Source organism: Arthrobacter sp. 10N410 (assembly GCF_056394945.1).
The window spans coordinates 387,272-403,008 of sequence record NZ_JBFTIP010000003.1; the positions used below are offsets into that span (position 1 = coordinate 387,272).

Consider the following 15,737-nt stretch of genomic DNA (forward strand, 5'->3'; position numbering starts at 1 on the left):
CGGACTTTGGAAGCTGGCGGGCCGACGGGAATGAGCGCGGGCCCGGCGGGGTTGTCGCCAGCATGAAGATTGAGATCTGGTCCGACGTGGCCTGCCCCTGGTGCTATATCGGCAAGCGCCGTTTTGAGACCGCGCTCGCGGCGTTCCCGCACCGCGATGGGGTGGAGGTGCAGTGGCGCAGCTTCCAGCTGGACCCGTCCCTGCCGGAGCACTACGACGGCACCGAACTGGACTACCTGAGCACCCGCAAAGGCATGGCCCCGGACCAGGTCGCCGGCATGTTCGAGCACGTGGCATCCCTGGCCAGCGCCGAGGGACTCGACTACCGCTTTGACGCCGTCGTGGTGGCCAACAGCTTCACGGCCCACCGGCTGATCCACCTCGCCGCCGCGCACGGTCAGCGGGATGCCGCCAAGGAACGGCTGCTCAGCGACCACTTCGAGCACGGCCGCGACATCGGCAGCCGTGAATACCTCACCTCATTGGGCCTCGACCTCGGGATCGACGCCGGCGAACTGGACGAGCTGTTCAGTTCGGACAAGTACGCCGACGACGTCCGGCAGGACTTCGCCGAGGCCCGGGCCCTGGGCATCAGCGGTGTGCCGTTCTTCGTCATCGACCGCAAATACGGCATCTCCGGGGCCCAGCCCGCGGAAACCTTCACTGCAGCCCTGGAGCAGGCGTGGCAGGAAAGCCACCCGCTCGTTATGGTCGACGCCGGCACGTCCGGTTCGGACGGCGTCGCATGCGGCCCGGACGGGTGCCCTGTCTGAGTCCCCGTCCGAGGCCTAGGCGGGCTGAGCCAGGCCTGCGGTGACCCCGAGCCGCGAGGCCGGGGCACAGCGGACGATCTCCAGCGCCTCGACGTCGAGCAGTTTCCGGGCGCCGGTCCGGGCGTCCAGGATCCAGAACAGCTCCATCAGCGGGATTGTCTGGGTGACCCGCCCGCGGTGGAACAACTTGCCGTTGTGCCACGCCTCGATCTCGTCCCCGGCGGCCAGTTCCCCGCACGTCCGGATCGCACCTTCCCTACCCATAGCCAACTCCTCCCCAGCGGAGCCCCTCCGTCGGGGCTCCATTGGCACCAGCATGCACGGGTGAGGTTTCGGCGGCGTTTCCGGTGCATGTTTTTCTCGCGTCACGGACCGGTTTGGCTCCGGCTGCCGCCGAACGCCGCCGACGGGTGCGGGGCAGCTTCGGGGGCAGCCTCGGGGGCGGCGAGCGCACGCACGCCGAAGCTTCGCCCCTTTTTACTGACAGATCGCGCTAAAGTGTCCATATGCCCAGGATTTCGGCCGCGAGCAACGCCGCCCAACGAGCCGAGACCCAGCGCCGGATCCTGACCGCGTTCGGCGAACTGCTGTTCACGCACGGGCTGCCCGGCCTGACCATGACCGACGTCGCCCGGCACGCCCGGATCGGCCGCACCGCCGTCTACAACTACTACGCGGACATCGAAGAGCTGCTCATTGCCTACGCACTGGACGAGACGGAACGGTTCCTCGTCGAACTGCGTGATTCCCTGGCCTCGCTGGAGAACCCCGTGGAGCGGCTGGCGCTCTACGTGCGGGCCCAGGTGGCGGACCTGAGCCGCCGCCACCTGCCGCCGGGCCCCGCCATGGGGGCTGTCCTGTCCCCTGCCTCCTTCGCCAAACTGGCGGACCACGTCGGTGAACTCAGCCTCCTGCTGCAGGACATCCTGCGCGACGGCATGGCCCAGGGCTATCTCCCCGAAGCGGACATCACCCAGCTTGCCCAGCTCATCCACGGCACGCTCTCCTCCAGTGCGGCCCGCGGGGACGGGGCCGGCGCGGACCCGGAAGCGGAGGCGCGGATCGCCCGGACGGTACGCTTCATCCAGCTGGGTGCCGGGGCCAGGTTCGACGACGCCGGCCGCCCCCTGCGCGTGAGCGCGTAGCCGAGCCCGCCCGCTTCCTCCTGGAAGCCTTCCTCCCGGAAGCCTTCCTCCTGGACGCCTTCCTCCCGGAGACTCAGGGCTTGGGGCTGGCCGGGACGATGGTCGGCACCACGGGCAGGCTGGGATCTTCGACTACCCGGCGGGTCTCCCGGGGGCAGCTGAGCTTGCCCGGCGTCTGGTCCACGAGCCCCGGCTTGGCCAGTTGTTTGAAGTCCCCGGTCAGGATGACGTCCACGCTGGCGTCGCTGCGGCCGTCCTGGACGTAGTCCGAGCCGGGCAGGTTGCGCTGGACGCTGAACGCCGCGGACTGGCCGGCAGCCCCGGACACCACCAGTGCCACACCGCGGTAGCCGGACTCGGTGTTGCCGACCGCCCCCACCACGAACTTGCGCGCCGCAAACTCGTTGGCCACCGTCCGGGCCAAACCCGGGCGGCTTGTGGAGTTGTAGACGTTCAGTTTGATCTTCCCGGGCGGCGTGTAGTCGTACGTCGCGTCCGGGCACAGCGGCGCAGCAGCCTGGCTGCGCTCCGCCGTCGGGAGCTTGATCTGGCCGTTCATGATGGCCAAGGCCACCACAATGGCTGCGGCAAGCAGCCCGAGCAGGATCAACAGGACCGCGCCGTGCAGGATGCGCCGCCGCTTCCGGACCCGGTTGTACAGCTCGTCCTGCTCCGCGAACGTGGCCCGCAGATCGGCGCCGGTGATGACGTGGTGCCCGTGCAGGACCGAGAGATCCTTCGGCTTCCTAGCCATTTATCACCAGCACGCGGGCGTGGATCGCGGTGCGCTGGTGCAGGGCGGTGCGGACGGCCCGGTGCAGGCCGTCCTCGAGATAGAGCACGCCGCGGAATTCCACCACATGCGGGAAGAGGTCCCCGAAGAAGGTTGAGTCCTCGGCCAGCAGCGCTTCCAGGTCCAGGGTGCGCTTGGTGGTCACGAGCTCGTCCAGCCGGACCGGGCGCGGCGGCAACGCCGCCCAGTCCTTGGGCGTATTGAAACCATGGTCAGGGTACGGGCGTCCCTCGCCCACAGCTTTGAAGATCACCATGCAAGCCTAAGGAAGATCACCGGTCAGGGGAATCAAAGTCGCCACGGCGCCGGAGGTTGTGGCCAAACAGTGACCATTTGTCATCGATATGTCCGGTGCTGTCACTGCCGGGCACAGAAAGGTCATTCCGGCTTTAGCCCGTCCGGAGCCCCGGCGTCACGAGTCCGCCGGCGGAGGCGAAGTTCCGGCCCGGCTGAGAGAATGGAGGCATGACTGTAACCGAGACCTCCGCCCTGGTGCCTTCGGCCCCGCCGCTGGCCCTGCTGCTCGACGTCGACGGTCCCGTGGCCAGTCCGCTCACCCGCACCGTCCAGCCGGGAATCATCGCGGACCTGCTGGCCCTCGCGGCCGCCGGGATTCCGGTCATTTTCAACACCGGCCGTTCGGATGCCTTCATCCGTGAGCAGGTTATGGGGCCGATGATCGCTGCCGGAATGCCGGAGGGGCTCACCATCCACGCCATTTGCGAGAAGGGCGCCGTCTGGTTCAGCTACACCGCCGCCGGGGCCGGCGCCGTGCACGTGGACCGGGAACTCGCCATCCCGCAGGCGTTCGGGGACGATGTGCGGCGGCTTGTCGCGGAGGATTACTCCGCCCACATGTTCTACGACGAGACCAAACGGGCCATGGTCTCCGTGGAACAGCACGTCGCCGTCGCCAACTCCGACTACCGCGAGGAACAGGCGCTGTTCGACGCCGACGCCATGGCCCTGATGGGCCGCCACGGCCTGGGGGTGGTGCGGCTGGACCACCACGCCCCGAACAGCGATGACCAGATCGACTACCGGGTCGACCCCACCATCATCTCCACCGACATCGAATCCGTCCGGCTGGGCAAGGACCTCGGCGCCAGCCGGGCTGTGGAGCTGCTGGCCGCCCAGGGCATCACCCCGCAGGCCTGGCGGACGGTGGGCGACTCGCGCACCGACTACGCCATGGCCGACTGGCTGCACCACAACGACCACCCGGTGAAGCACGTGGACGTCCGTCCCGCCGACGGCGTGCCGGTCAAGCCGTACGGAATCCTGACCGCGGCCGACTTGGGGCTCGGCGACGAGGTCATCCACGACGACGCCGGCGCGGCCTTCCTGCGTCACTGGCGCGCTGCCCTGGCCGGCTGAGCGCCCCGCACCCGGCCGTTTTTGCGCCCCGGGTTATTATGCAAGTAGAGATCCACGCACCTTCAACCACTCGGAGAATCGACATTACAGACGCCTTGATCCAGGACGAGATTTACTACGGCAGCCAGGCGAGCGAAGACAACCACGCCCACGCGGAGATCACCTCGCCGGCCGCCGTCGCCAGACTCCGGACGCGCTCCGACGTGGTGCGCCGGCACGGCAGGTATGCGCTGATCAATGAAAACCGCACGCCGTACCAGGCCATGGTGGAAGACCTGCTGTTCGTGCGCTCCGTGCTTGCCGGGGCAAAGCTGGACTACCTGCTGGTCCGCGGCAACAACGACCGCCCCGTGATCGCCGTGGACTGGAAGAACCGCCGGGAACTCCGCGCCGCCCTCGTGGAGGCCTGCCGGGACGAACCGTTCTACTCGATGACCGTGGACGCCAAGAAGAAGTCCTCCGTGCTGGTGGCCGACGGTGAGCTTGCACTCAACCGCCAGGCCCGGATCTTCCGGCTGTACCGGCCCCGGGTGGAACCGGACGGCGGCCTCGAGTTCGGCGCCTCGGCCGGCGTCCAGCTGGAGCTCTGGAGCTTTGAGGGCGACCAGCTGATCCTGCCGATCGAAAACTCACTGACCCGGCGGACCCTGCTGGCCCAGGACGCCGTCCGCGGCACCGTCGAACGCTACGGCCACACCTGGCCCACCATCGAAAACATGTTCGCCGACCACGCCAGCGACATCAGCTTCGACGTCGATCTGGTGTTCTCCTGGGTGGACGGCAGCTCGCCCGAGTACATCGCCGCGCGCCGGGCGAGGATGGCCGGCGTCGTCGTGGGCGAGGGAGACGACCACGAGGCACGCTTCCGCCAGATCAATGAACTGAAGTATGCCCTGCGCTCGGTCTACATGTTCGCGCCGTGGATCCGGCGGATCTTCATCGCGACGGACTCCCCCGCCCCGGAGTGGCTCGCGGACCACCCGAGCGTGACGATCGTCCGCAGCGAGGAGTTCTTCGCCGACCCCTCCGTGCTGCCGACGCACAACTCGCAGGCGGTCGAGAGCCAGCTCCACCACATCGAGGGCCTCTCCGAGCACTTCCTGTATTCCAATGACGACATGTTCTTCGGCCGGGCAGTGCGGCCGGACATGTTCTTCACCCCGGGCGGGATCACCAAGTTCATTGAGGCGGAGACGCGGATCGGGCTGGGAGACAACGACGCCGAGCGCAGCGGTTTCGAGAACGCGGCGCGGGTGAACCGCAAGCTGCTCTGGGACCGGTTCGGGCGGATCACCACCCGCCACCTGGAACACACCGCCGCGCCGCTCCGGCGCAGCGTCGTGGCGCAGATGGAACAGGAGTTCCCGGCCGAATTCGCGAAGACGGCGGCCAGCCGGTTCCGGGCCGCGGACAACATCTCCGTGACGAATTCGTTCTACCACTACTACGCGCTGCTGACCGGCCGGGCCGTGACCCAGACCGCGGCCAAGGTGCGGTACGTGGACACGACGGCCCGCGCCGGCCTGAACTACCTGCCGAAGCTGCTCTCGAAGCGCAACATGGATTTCTTCTGCCTCAACGACGGAAGTTTCCCGGAGGTGGCTGCCGAGGAGCGCGCCGAACTCGTGACGGACTTCCTGGAGAAGTACTTCCCGATCAAGGCGCCCTGGGAGAAGTAAAAGCGGGAACTAGCCGCGGGGAAGCTGCCGGCGAAAGCAGCTGCCGGCTAGTTCCGGGTGGTGATCCGGCGGTGGCCCGGGGTTTGTGCCGGATCCTCAAGCCTGGCCTGGCGCGGAATCCGGATCCCCGCGGCGGCAATGCGCCGCTGGGCCTCTTCGGCCGTGACGAATTCGCCCACCGCAGGCATCGTGTCGCCCACTTGCACCACCGAATGCACGATCGTGTGCTCGTAGACGTGGACCAGGTTGAACGACTGCCCGCTATCCCGGCCCCGGCTTCCGCCCACCGGGACGTTCAGGTCCTGGGTGTAACAGGTGGCGGACGCGACCGAGACGGGGATGCCGGCAAATGTGGCGGTCGTTGAATAGTGCAGGTGGCCGCCCAGGATGGTTCGCACGTCGGAGTTCCGCAGCACCCCGGCAAGCGCTGCCTGGCCGCGCAGTTCAACCAGTACGGCAAGATCCAGCACGGAGGGCACCGGCGGGTGGTGCAAGGCCAGGATGGTGCCGTCGGGTGCCGGGGTGGCAAGCTCGGCGGCGAGCCACTCCAGCTGCGCAGCGCTCAGTTCGCCGTGGTGGAACCCGGGGACGGAGGTGTCCAGCGTGATGACCCGGAGGCCGTTGATGAAGTAGCTGTGGTCCACAGGTGCGTCGTCGGCCGGCTGGTCCAGCAGCCTGGTCCGGAAGTTGGTCCGGTCGTCGTGATTGCCCATCGCCCAGATGACTTTGGCGCCCATGGCCCGGCAGGCAGGTTCCACGATGCCGCGCAGCTTGGAGTAGGCCTCCGCCTCGCCGCGGTCGGCCAGATCGCCGGTGAAGATCACGGCTTCGGGGCGCGCGCCGGAGGCACGGACTTGCTCGAAGAGTTGTCTGAGCCGGGAATCTGCGTCCACCGCGCCGTGCAGGGGATCCGTACCGCCCAGCAAATGCGGATCGCTCAGGTGGAGTAGGAAATGACGTGGCCGGGGGTGCTCGGCCTCGATGAGCTCCATTGCAACCTTCCTGGTTGGGTGGCGGCAGATGCCTCCAGCGTCCCTCTCAGTTAGATCTATCCAACCAGACATTCGGCCGGCAATGTGCAAACTCCAGTAGGCATGTTTGAAAAAGGGTGTAAATCGAGTATTCCGGCGGACACATACCTGCTTACGTATATGCAGGCTGTGTCCGCCGGAAAGTGGATTACTCGGTTGCTTCGCGGCTAGCTCAGGTAGCCGTTCGGGTTGAGTACGTACTTTGTGGCGGCACCGGCGTCGAACTCGGCGTAGCCCTTCGGTGCGTCCTCGAGCGAAATCGCCTTGGCGTTGACGTTCTTCGCGATGTGGACCTTGTCGTGCAGGATCGCCATCATGAGCCCGCGGTTGTACTTCATCACGGGGCACTGCCCGGTGGTGAAGCTCAGCGACTTGGCCCAGCCGGTGCCCAGGCTCAGGGAAAGGGCCCCCTTCTTGGCTGCCTCGTCAATGCCACCCGGATCCCCCGTGACGTAGAGTCCGGGAATGCCGAGGGCACCGCCGGCCGCCGTGAGTTCCATCAGCGAATTGAGCACCGTCGCCGGGGCCTCCTTGGCGTCGTGGCCGTGCCCCTTGGCTTCGAAGCCGACGGCGTCGACGCCGCAGTCGACCTCAGGGACTCCCAGGATCTGCTCGATCTGCTCGGCCGGTCCGCCCTGGGACAGGTCGACGGTCTCACAGCCGAAGCTGCGCGCCTGCTTGAGCCGGTCCTCGTTCATGTCACCGACAATTACGACGGCGGCGCCGAGCAGCTGCGCGCTGGTGGCCGCCGCGAGGCCCACGGGTCCGGCCCCGGCGATGTAGACGGTGGAGCCCACGCCGACGCCGGCAGTGACGGCGCCGTGGAAGCCGGTCGGGAAGATGTCCGAGAGCATGGTCAGGTCCATGATCTTCTCCAGCGCCTGGTCCCGGTCGGGGAACTTCAGCAGGTTCCAGTCCGCATACGGGACCAGTACGTAGTTGGCCTGGCCGCCGACCCAGCCGCCCATGTCCACGTATCCGTACGCGGCGCCCGGACGGGCGGGGTTGACGTTCAGGCAGATGCCGGTCTTGCGCTCCTTGCAGTTCCGGCAGCGGCCACAGGCGATGTTGAAGGGGACGGAACAGATGTCCCCCACCTTGATGAACTCGACGTCAGGGCCGACTTCCACGACTTCGCCAGTGATTTCGTGGCCCAGCACCAGGTCTGCCGGGGCGGTGGTGCGCCCGCGGACCATGTGCTGGTCCGAGCCGCAGATGTTCGTGGCAACGGTTTTAAGGATTACGCCATGGCGCACCGGGCGGCCCACGTTGGCGGGGTTGACCCCCGGGCCGTCCTTGAGTTCGAAGGTGGGGTAGTCAATGTCGATAAGTTCGACTTTTCCTGGCCCTTTGTAGGCAACGGCTTTGTTTCCTGTCATCACTTTCCTCCTGGTTTCACGGACCCCAATGTTGAGTGCCCAGTTGTGACTCACGAAGCGTTCTGATGCGCCCTCCACGGGGCTACGTCGGCTGCACGGCCGACGGGCAGAGGTGTCTGCGCCGCAGGTATGCCCGGAATGTCGGAGGGTTTCGCCAGTCTAGGCCTGAAGCATGCTGAGGGATAGGGCCCCTTGTGCCCTTGCATTCCCCCGCCGCCCAAAGCTGGCTGGCAGGGACCAGCGGTGGTCCGACGGCGGCTCAGCCGAGCGCCTGCCGCACTGCCTCGATGACCTCGGCTGAGTCGGGCTCCACGGTGGGCGCAAATCGGGCCACGATCTCGCCGTCGCGATTCACCAGGAACTTCTCGAAGTTCCACTTCACCAGGCCCGGCAGCAGGCCGTTCTTGAACTTGGTCAGCTGCGCATAGAGCGGATGCTGGTTCTTGCCGCGGACGTTGGCCTTGGTCGTCAGCGGGAACGTCACACCGAAATTGCGTTCGCAGAACTCGGCGATTTCCGCGTCGGCGCCCGGCTCCTGCCCGGCGAACTGGTTGCACGGGACGCCGAGGACGCTGAAGCCCTCTTCGCGGAACTTGTTGTGGAGCGCCTCCAAGCCTGCGTACTGGGGGGTGAAACCACACTGGGATGCCACGTTCACCACCAGCACCACCTGGCCGCGGAACCGGCCAAAGTCCGTTTCGGTGCCGTCGTTGAGGGTCAGCGGGATGGAGTGCAGGGATGTCATGGCTTGGTTTCCTCGCGGGCTTGGGGGCAGGAACAGTTCACGACGGTAATTCGCTGCCACGGCGCGTGGGTATGGGTACGGGCCGCGCCGGACTGCCGTGGCTACGGAGTCGGGGAGATCGCGGGTTCCAGGGCGCCCGTCGGCTCGGTGGAGACGGTTTCCGCTGGGACCGCCGGAGCGGTGGGGGCCGGAGCGGGCGCGGTCGGGTCCGACGCCGGATCAGTCACCGCGGGTGTGGGGGTGGGGGTCGGGGGCTCGGCCGGTGCCGGCGCGGTCGTCGGCGGAGCGGTCGGCACCGGCGTCGGCGCGGTCGTCGCCGGAGCGGTCGGCGTCGGCGTGGCGGGCGGTGTCGGCGGAACGGGCGGCGCCGGCGGAGCGGGCGGCGCCGGCGCGGCGGGCGGCGCCGGCGCGGCGGGCGGCGTCGATGTCGCTAGCGGCGAGCCGGTGGGGGTCGGTGACGGCTTCGCCGCGGCAGTGGCCGGAACGTCGGGTACGTGTGTCTCCTGAACCCCGCCGGTCACCGCATGGGTGTGATCTTCGGACACCGGAATGGCCCAGTCCGCGCCGGCGCTCCCCGCGCTGCCGGCACCCTGCTTGCCGGCAGCAGGCGCATAGCTGACCATCTGGATGTTGTCGAGACGGTCCACCTGCCGCGTGGGGAGGAACTTCCAGTCCAAGGGGTTGGTGTGCGAGCCGTTGAGGATCGTCTCGAAGTGCAGGTGGCAGCCCGTGGACGAGCCCGTCGTGCCCACCTTGGCGATGACTTCGTCCACTCCCACCGATTCGCCCTTCTTCACGGCGATGCCCTGAAGGTGGTTGTACGTGGTGATCAGGCCGTTGCCGTGGTCAATTTCCACCCGGTTGCCGCCGCCCCAGGGGTGCCATCCGACGGCCCGCACCACACCGGCGTCGGCCGAATACACCCGGGTCCCGCACGGGGCGGCAAAATCCTGGCCCCAGTGGAACTCGCCGGCGGTTCCGGTCAGCGGGCTGGTGCGCAGCCCGAACGGGGATGACTCCAGCAGTGTTTCGAGGGGCGCCATCAGGAAGCCCTTCGGCGGGCGCGAGAGGCCTGCCGACGCGACCCGGAGCTCGACCTTGCCGTCTTTGGACGTGGTCTGGACCGTGGTCCGGGCGAAGGAAATGAGGGCATGCCGGTCTACGGTCAGCCTTGAGGTCTCCCGTGCCGCACCCCCGGGGTCAGAGGCGATCCCGGGAGCGAGCAAACCCGGGCCGGCGGAGCCGGTGGCCAGCGGCACCGCCGCATCCCGGGCTGACGGTCCCGCCGGTGCGGACGGACCGAAAACCAGCACCGCAAGAGCCAGACCCGTGGCTGCCGCCAGAGAGCGCGCGACGACCTCCGAAGTTTTGGACTGCGCACTCGTTGAGTTTCCCCAGTGTTTTCCCACGATGTGACTCCCGCGATTTTTCCGTCAGGCCCCCATCCCAACGGGCCCACCCCCTTATGTGAACACACTCGACCGGGTCTGTGAACCTCCGCAATGCCTGGGTCCGCGCGAGGTTCGGGGCGGTTTCGGGCCACCGCGCGGCGGATTGGGTGGCGCCCCAGTAGCCCCGCAGGGAAAACAGGTACTGGCCCAGCACCGACCGGGTAAGAATAGGAGTATGCGCAATGTCCTCAGGGAGTGGCAGTCCGAGCTCAAACAGACGTTCACCGGAACCCGGGATGCGGTCCCGGAGTGGGTGGGGCGCCTGGCTGAGGGCGACGACGCCGGCTTCCACCTTCCGGGCTCCGCCGTCTGGGCGGTGCACGGGGGCATGCCGACGATTGTTGCCGGCATCCGCGCCCTCCTGATGCAGGCCTTGCACCCGGGGGCTTTGGCCGGGGTGCACGACCATTCCCGCTTCCGCGAAGACCCCCTGGGCCGGCTCGCCGGGACCATCCGCTGGATCTTCACCGTCTCCTACGGGTCCACGGGGGCCGCCCGCGCCGCGTCCGGCTGGGTGCTGCGGCTGCACGAGTCGGTGCACGGAGAATTCACCGACGGCCACGGCGTCGTGCGGCCCTACGCGGCGAACGATCCGGAGCTGCTCCGCTGGGTGCACATCGCTTTCACGGATGCCTTTCTGTCCGCGCACAAGATCTGGGGCGGGCCGATTCCGGGCGGCCCGGACGCCTACGTCCGCGAGTGGGCGCAGGCGGGGAGGCTGATGGGCGTGGAGGCGCCGCCGCTGAGCGAGGCTGACATGCGCCGGCAGCTTGACCGCTGGTACGACGACGGCGAACTCGCCTCGGGCGCCAAGGTTGCCGAAACCGTGGCCTTCATCCGCGATCCCCCGCTCCACCCCGCACTCAGGCCCGGGTACCGGGTGCTCTTTGCGGCAGCGGTGGCCAGCCTGGAGCCAAAATACCGGGAGATGCTGGGGCTTCGGACCGCAAGGCTGGGCCCGATCCCGCTGCCGGTGAAACTGGCGACGAAAGTGACCCTCGGCGTCGTCCATCTCGCCCTGGGGCGGGTTGGCCCGAGCGAGCAGGCAGCACGCGAAAGGCTCCGCCGGCTGGGGTTCGCGGGGTAAGTGTGACTGGGCGGCGGACCCTCACTGCGGCGGGGCCCGCGTCTGCGGCGCGCTGGCTCAGGACGCAAAAAGGCCCCGGTCCGATGGACCGGGGCCAAACGCGGAGAATGGGGGATTTGAACCCCCGAGGGCGTTAACCCAACACGCGTTCCAGGCGTGCGCCATAGGCCGCTAGGCGAATTCTCCAGTAGCTTCTGAATCAAAAGCAGATACTAGACTACCTGAACTTCCCGGCTTCGCCCAATTGAGCCCTCCGCCCTGCGGCCACGGGACATGCCCCACGCTCCAATCGGACGTTGGACATAGTCGCCATATGCCCACGCCGCGGCCCGAAGAATGGGCATGTTCCGCCGCGAAACAGCAGGCCAACACCCGGATTCGGGGCACGCCCGATCGTCGGGTAAACTAATCGACGGCCCCTCATGTGGCGTCATCCTGTTGAACTCCCCCAGGACCGGAAGGTAGCAAGGGTAAATGGGCTCTGGCGGGTGCATGGGGGGTCTTTTATGTCTGTGCCGATTGGTAGGGTTTAGCTGTGACTGTTACTACCGCTCTTTACCGCAGATACCGCCCCGATTCGTTCGCGGACGTTATCGGGCAGGAACACGTCACCGACCCGCTGATGACGGCCCTGCGGAAGAACCGCGTCAACCACGCCTACCTCTTTTCCGGCCCACGCGGCTGCGGTAAAACCACCTCCGCCCGCATCCTTGCGCGTTGCCTGAACTGTGCCGAAGGCCCCACCGACACCCCCTGCGGCGTGTGCCCCAGCTGCATCGAACTGGCCCGCGGCGGCGCCGGTTCGCTCGACGTGATCGAGATCGACGCCGCGAGCCACGGCGGCGTCGACGACGCCCGGGACCTGCGCGAACGCGCCACCTACGCCCCGGTCCGCGACCGCTACAAGATCTTCATCATTGACGAAGCCCACATGGTCACCTCGGCCGGCTTCAACGCGCTGCTCAAGATCGTCGAAGAGCCGCCGGAACACATCAAGTTCATCTTCGCCACCACGGAGCCGGACAAGGTGATCGGCACCATCCGGTCCCGCACCCACCACTACCCCTTCCGGCTGGTCCCGCCGGAGCCGCTCATGGCATACCTGGAACTGCTGTGCCGGCAGGAGAATGTCCCTGTGGCCCCGGGCGTACTCTCGCTCGTCATCCGCGCCGGCGGCGGCTCCGTGCGCGACTCGCTTTCAGTGCTGGACCAGCTCATGGCCGGCGCCGGCCCGAACGGCCTGGACTACGAACTGGCTGTGGCCCTGCTGGGCTACACGCATGCCTCCCTGCTGGACGACGTCGTCGAGGCTGTCGCCGCGTCCGACGCCGCTACCGTGTTCCGCGCCGTGGACCGCGTCATCCAGACCGGCCACGACCCCCGCCGCTTCGTCGAGGACCTGCTCGAGCGTTTCCGTGACCTGATCATCGTGCAGGCCATGCCGGAGAGCGCCCAATCGATCCTGCGCGGCATGCCCGCGGACCAGATCGCGCGGATGCAAAACCAGGCACACAACCTCGGCGCGGCCGAACTGTCCCGTGCTGCAGACGTGACCAACACGGCGCTCACCGAGATGACCGGTGCCACGTCCCCCCGGCTGCACCTCGAGCTGCTGTGCGCCCGCATCCTGCTGCCCAGCTCCGAGCAGACTGAACGCGGCATCGCCGCCCGGATCGACCGGGTGGAGCGGCGCCTGAATTACGCCGGGAACGACGTCGGGACGCCCGCCCCCGTATCGTCGCCGGCTGCCGCCCAGGCACCGGCACTGGCACCGGCTCCTACGCCTCCCGGCCACGCCCCTGCAGCGGCATCGGCTGCCGCGGCCCAGGCATCACCGCAGGCACATCGGGCAACTCCGCCCGCCCCGCTCTCCAACCGGCCTGCCGAAACCTCGGACCGGACCCCGGCTGCCGCCACCAGCGCGCCCTCGGCCAGCCCGGCCCCGGAGGCGCTGCCGCAGGAAGCGCAGCCGGAACGGCCAGCGCTCACGGCGCCGCGGGTCAGCACCAGCGACTGGCCGGTGGAGGAATCCGCGTCTCAGAACGGCGCCTCCCGCCCGGAGCAAGCACCGCCGGCACCGACCGAATCGGCCCAGACCGCCCCGTCCCCACCGGCGGCTCCGGCCCAACCGGCTCGGAATGAACCGGCCGAGCGCCCCGGGGCCGGCGCCGCTGCAGCGACGCCTGCCCCAGCCCTTGCACCCGCCCCCGCGGCGGTCTCCGGGTCCGGGTCCGGACCCGACGTCGAGGTCTTGCGCCGTGCGTGGCCCGAGATCCTGCAGACCCTGACCAAGATCAAGCGCAGCACCTGGGCTCTCGTCGAACCAAATGCGCAGGTGGGGCACTTCGAGGATCAGGTCCTGACCCTTTCCTTCACGACATCCGGGCTCGCCGGCGCTTTCGGCCGGGCGGACCACGCCGAGAACCTGCGTCAGGCGATCCACAAGACGATCGGCATCGACTGCCAGATCACGGCCGTCGCCGGCGGCACCAACAGCTCAGCGAGCTCTGAGCCAAACCCAAAAGCGCCCGCTAGCCGGGAGGCCCCGGCCACGTCGGCGGATGTGGCATGGGGCCTTGCCCCCGCCGCGACCGGGGCTGCCCCGGAATCCCCGTCGACGGCCGGCAATGGGGTCGAAACCGGACCTGCCGCCGCCGCGGAAACGCCCGCGCCGCAGTCCGCATCTGCGCCCTCACCGGAGCCTGCCCGTCCGGCCCCGGTCGAGCCGGTGTCGGCGCCGGCAGCGACCGCCGCGCCCACAGGCCCGGCCCCTGAACCGACCGACGGCCCCGCCTCCGAGCCCGGTGGTTCGTACTCGTACCCGGACGACGACTGGGGTCCCCCGCGGGACGAGGACGCCCCGCCACTGGATGAAGAGCCGCCGCTGGACTGGGATCCCTCAGCCCCGGAAGCCGCCCGGCCCGCGTCCCCAGCGGCGCCCGCACCGGCGCGCACCCCGGCCCGAGCCCGGTCCAGCAAGGAAGCCCCCGCTACGACCCGGTCATCTGCCCCGGCGCCTGCCCCGGCCGCCAAGGATGCCGCCGAGGACCCGTGGGCACGCGCCGTCGAGCAGTCCCCCGGGGTCTGGACCGTCGGCACGGAATTGAACGTGGGGCGGCACACCTCCACGGAGGCCGTGGCGGAGTCCGCGCAACGCACCCCCGAGCCGGAGCCGCCGCACTACGAGCCCGCGGCTGCCCAGATCCCGGAGCCGGTAGGCGCCTTTTCCGCCGGATCCGGATCCGGATCCGGATTCGACGGCGCCGCTGCCACCCGGGCACCTGCGGCCGGGCCCGCCCCTGCCGCCGCCGGGCCCACGGTCATCACCGCCGCGGCCTCCCCGGTCGCGGCCACGGCTCCGGTCGGCGCCCCTGCAGCCTCCGGACGGCAGAGCCTCTACCAGCGCCTGTCCAACAGCCCCGAGGCGGAAGCCGGACGGGCCAAGGCACCAGCGCGCGCCGCCGTCGCCGCCACCAGCTACGTCCAGGACGTCCCCAGCGCCGACGACGAAACCATCGAGGAGTCGGGCGTCTTCGGCCGCGCCGCCGTCGAGCGTATTCTGGGCGGGAAGCTGCTGGAAGAGCGTTCCCTGGACGGAAGCCCACTGGCGCCGCGCTTCTAGCCCTCCCGGCGGCCGCACGGGCCGCCACTCCCCCAAACGAACGAGGAAATTGTGTACGAAGGTGCAGTTCAGGAGCTGATCGACGAGCTCGGCCGCCTTCCCGGCGTCGGGCCCAAGTCCGCCCAGCGGCTTGCCTTCCACATCCTCGAAGCCGATCCGCAGGACATGAAGCGCCTGGTCGAGGCCATCACGTCGGTGAAGGAGCGGGTGAAGTTCTGCACGGTCTGCGGCAACGTCACCGAGCAGGATCTGTGCAACATCTGCCGGGATCCGCGCCGCGACCCCTCCGTGATCTGCGTTGTAGAGGAGTCCAAGGACGTGCTGGCGGTGGAGCGCACCCGTTCCTTCCGCGGCCGCTATCACGTACTGGGCGGCGCCATTAACCCGATTGCCGGGATCGGCCCGGAACAGCTTCGGATCCGCGAGCTGCTCACCCGGCTCAACGACGGCGCCATCCAGGAAATCATCATCGCGACGGACCCCAACCTCGAGGGCGAAGCAACGGCCACCTACCTGGCCCGGATGCTCAAGTCGATCGGCATCGCCGTCACGCGGCTCGCGTCCGGCCTCCCGGTCGGCGGCGACCTCGAATATGCCGACGAAGTCACGCTGGGCCGCGCCTTCGAAGGCCGCCGCAACGCGCTGAGCTGACGGG

The 15,737-nt window shown here is 68.6% G+C and carries 14 protein-coding genes, 1 tRNA gene and 1 other RNA gene; 8 read left to right on the forward strand and 8 right to left on the reverse strand.

Features of this window, described 5'->3' with window-relative positions; genetic code table 11:
- Nucleotides 1-62 precede the first annotated feature (62 nt).
- The gene (locus tag AC1DB8_RS09470) at nt 63-773 is read left to right on the forward strand and encodes a DsbA family oxidoreductase (protein WP_476892865.1); all 711 of its coding nucleotides are present in this window, start codon (nt 63-65) and stop codon (nt 771-773) included.
- Nucleotides 774-788: 15 nt separating this feature from the next.
- Here AC1DB8_RS09470 and AC1DB8_RS09475 read toward each other — a convergent pair whose 3' ends face one another.
- Nucleotides 789-1,037: a hypothetical protein gene (locus tag AC1DB8_RS09475; protein ID WP_476892866.1), complete on the reverse strand. Its 249-nt coding sequence runs from the start codon at nt 1,035-1,037 to the stop codon at nt 789-791.
- 242 nt (nt 1,038-1,279) lie between these two features.
- Between AC1DB8_RS09475 and AC1DB8_RS09480 the strand changes: the two genes are divergently transcribed.
- On the forward strand, nt 1,280-1,918 hold the full coding sequence (locus AC1DB8_RS09480) for a TetR/AcrR family transcriptional regulator (RefSeq protein ID WP_441418943.1): 639 nt from the start codon (nt 1,280-1,282) through the stop codon (nt 1,916-1,918).
- A gap of 73 nt (nt 1,919-1,991) precedes the next feature.
- Here the strand turns inward: AC1DB8_RS09480 and AC1DB8_RS09485 are convergent, their stop codons facing one another.
- A complete protein-coding gene (locus AC1DB8_RS09485; protein ID WP_441418942.1) occupies nt 1,992-2,672 on the reverse strand; it encodes a LytR C-terminal domain-containing protein in 681 nt (226 codons plus the stop codon).
- A complete protein-coding gene (locus tag AC1DB8_RS09490; RefSeq protein WP_175322235.1) occupies nt 2,665-2,964 on the reverse strand; it encodes a type II toxin-antitoxin system VapB family antitoxin in 300 nt (99 codons plus the stop codon). Before AC1DB8_RS09490 ends, AC1DB8_RS09485 begins: the two co-directional genes overlap by 8 nt.
- 212 nt (nt 2,965-3,176) lie before the next feature.
- On the opposite strand from AC1DB8_RS09490, the gene AC1DB8_RS09495 reads away from it, so the two are divergent.
- Both AC1DB8_RS09495 and AC1DB8_RS09500 read left to right on the forward strand, forming a co-directional pair.
- Nucleotides 3,177-4,088, forward strand: a complete 912-nt coding sequence (locus AC1DB8_RS09495; protein ID WP_476892867.1) for a hypothetical protein — start codon at nt 3,177-3,179, stop codon at nt 4,086-4,088.
- Nucleotides 4,089-4,126: 38 nt separating this feature from the next.
- Nucleotides 4,127-5,767 carry a stealth family protein gene (locus tag AC1DB8_RS09500; RefSeq protein ID WP_175322233.1) on the forward strand — a complete coding sequence of 547 codons (1,641 nt, stop codon included), beginning with the start codon at nt 4,127-4,129 and terminating at the stop codon, nt 5,765-5,767.
- Nucleotides 5,768-5,814: 47 nt separating this feature from the next.
- Here the strand turns inward: AC1DB8_RS09500 and AC1DB8_RS09505 are convergent, their stop codons facing one another.
- From AC1DB8_RS09505 to AC1DB8_RS09520, 4 genes are all read right to left on the reverse strand, one after another.
- Nucleotides 5,815-6,759 (reverse strand): phosphodiesterase, encoded by a 945-nt coding sequence (locus AC1DB8_RS09505; RefSeq protein ID WP_441418940.1) that lies wholly within the window; start codon nt 6,757-6,759, stop codon nt 5,815-5,817.
- A gap of 206 nt (nt 6,760-6,965) precedes the next feature.
- On the reverse strand, nt 6,966-8,177 hold the full coding sequence (fdhA, locus tag AC1DB8_RS09510; protein ID WP_441418939.1) for a formaldehyde dehydrogenase, glutathione-independent: 1,212 nt from the start codon (nt 8,175-8,177) through the stop codon (nt 6,966-6,968).
- A gap of 259 nt (nt 8,178-8,436) precedes the next feature.
- Nucleotides 8,437-8,922 carry a glutathione peroxidase gene (locus AC1DB8_RS09515; protein ID WP_476892868.1) on the reverse strand — a complete coding sequence of 162 codons (486 nt, stop codon included), beginning with the start codon at nt 8,920-8,922 and terminating at the stop codon, nt 8,437-8,439.
- Nucleotides 8,923-9,023: 101 nt separating this feature from the next.
- On the reverse strand, nt 9,024-10,235 hold the full coding sequence (locus AC1DB8_RS09520) for a M23 family metallopeptidase (RefSeq protein ID WP_476892869.1): 1,212 nt from the start codon (nt 10,233-10,235) through the stop codon (nt 9,024-9,026).
- A 313-nt stretch (nt 10,236-10,548) separates the two neighbouring features.
- Here AC1DB8_RS09520 and AC1DB8_RS09525 point away from each other — a divergent pair, with 313 nt between their 5' ends.
- On the forward strand, nt 10,549-11,460 hold the full coding sequence (locus AC1DB8_RS09525) for an oxygenase MpaB family protein (protein ID WP_476892870.1): 912 nt from the start codon (nt 10,549-10,551) through the stop codon (nt 11,458-11,460).
- Between the two features lie 101 nt (nt 11,461-11,561).
- Here AC1DB8_RS09525 and AC1DB8_RS09530 read toward each other — a convergent pair.
- Nucleotides 11,562-11,646, reverse strand: a tRNA-Ser gene (locus tag AC1DB8_RS09530).
- 225 nt (nt 11,647-11,871) lie between these two features.
- Here AC1DB8_RS09530 and ffs point away from each other — a divergent pair.
- The 3 genes from ffs to recR all read left to right on the forward strand — a co-directional run bounded on the left by ffs (nt 11,872) and on the right by recR (nt 15,733).
- Nucleotides 11,872-11,968, forward strand: an RNA gene (gene ffs / locus AC1DB8_RS09535) — signal recognition particle sRNA small type.
- 27 nt (nt 11,969-11,995) lie between these two features.
- Nucleotides 11,996-15,082, forward strand: coding sequence for a DNA polymerase III subunit gamma and tau (locus AC1DB8_RS09540; protein WP_476892871.1), 3,087 nt, complete (start codon nt 11,996-11,998; stop codon nt 15,080-15,082).
- Nucleotides 15,083-15,133: 51 nt separating this feature from the next.
- Nucleotides 15,134-15,733, forward strand: a complete 600-nt coding sequence (recR, locus tag AC1DB8_RS09545) for a recombination mediator RecR (RefSeq protein WP_476892872.1) — start codon at nt 15,134-15,136, stop codon at nt 15,731-15,733.
- Nucleotides 15,734-15,737: the final 4 nt, after the last annotated feature.

Coding starts and splice junctions, on each gene's coding strand:
- AC1DB8_RS09470 (WP_476892865.1), top strand. CDS start 63: ATGAAGATTGAGATCTGGTCCGACGTGGCCTGCCCCTGGTGCTATATC.
- AC1DB8_RS09475 (WP_476892866.1), bottom strand. CDS start 1,037: ATGGGTAGGGAAGGTGCGATCCGGACGTGCGGGGAACTGGCCGCCGGG.
- AC1DB8_RS09480 (WP_441418943.1), top strand. CDS start 1,280: ATGCCCAGGATTTCGGCCGCGAGCAACGCCGCCCAACGAGCCGAGACC.
- AC1DB8_RS09485 (WP_441418942.1), bottom strand. CDS start 2,672: ATGGCTAGGAAGCCGAAGGATCTCTCGGTCCTGCACGGGCACCACGTC.
- AC1DB8_RS09495 (WP_476892867.1), top strand. CDS start 3,177: ATGACTGTAACCGAGACCTCCGCCCTGGTGCCTTCGGCCCCGCCGCTG.
- AC1DB8_RS09500 (WP_175322233.1), top strand. CDS start 4,127: ATGCAAGTAGAGATCCACGCACCTTCAACCACTCGGAGAATCGACATT.
- AC1DB8_RS09505 (WP_441418940.1), bottom strand. CDS start 6,759: ATGGAGCTCATCGAGGCCGAGCACCCCCGGCCACGTCATTTCCTACTC.
- fdhA (WP_441418939.1), bottom strand. CDS start 8,177: ATGACAGGAAACAAAGCCGTTGCCTACAAAGGGCCAGGAAAAGTCGAA.
- AC1DB8_RS09515 (WP_476892868.1), bottom strand. CDS start 8,922: ATGACATCCCTGCACTCCATCCCGCTGACCCTCAACGACGGCACCGAA.
- AC1DB8_RS09525 (WP_476892870.1), top strand. CDS start 10,549: ATGCGCAATGTCCTCAGGGAGTGGCAGTCCGAGCTCAAACAGACGTTC.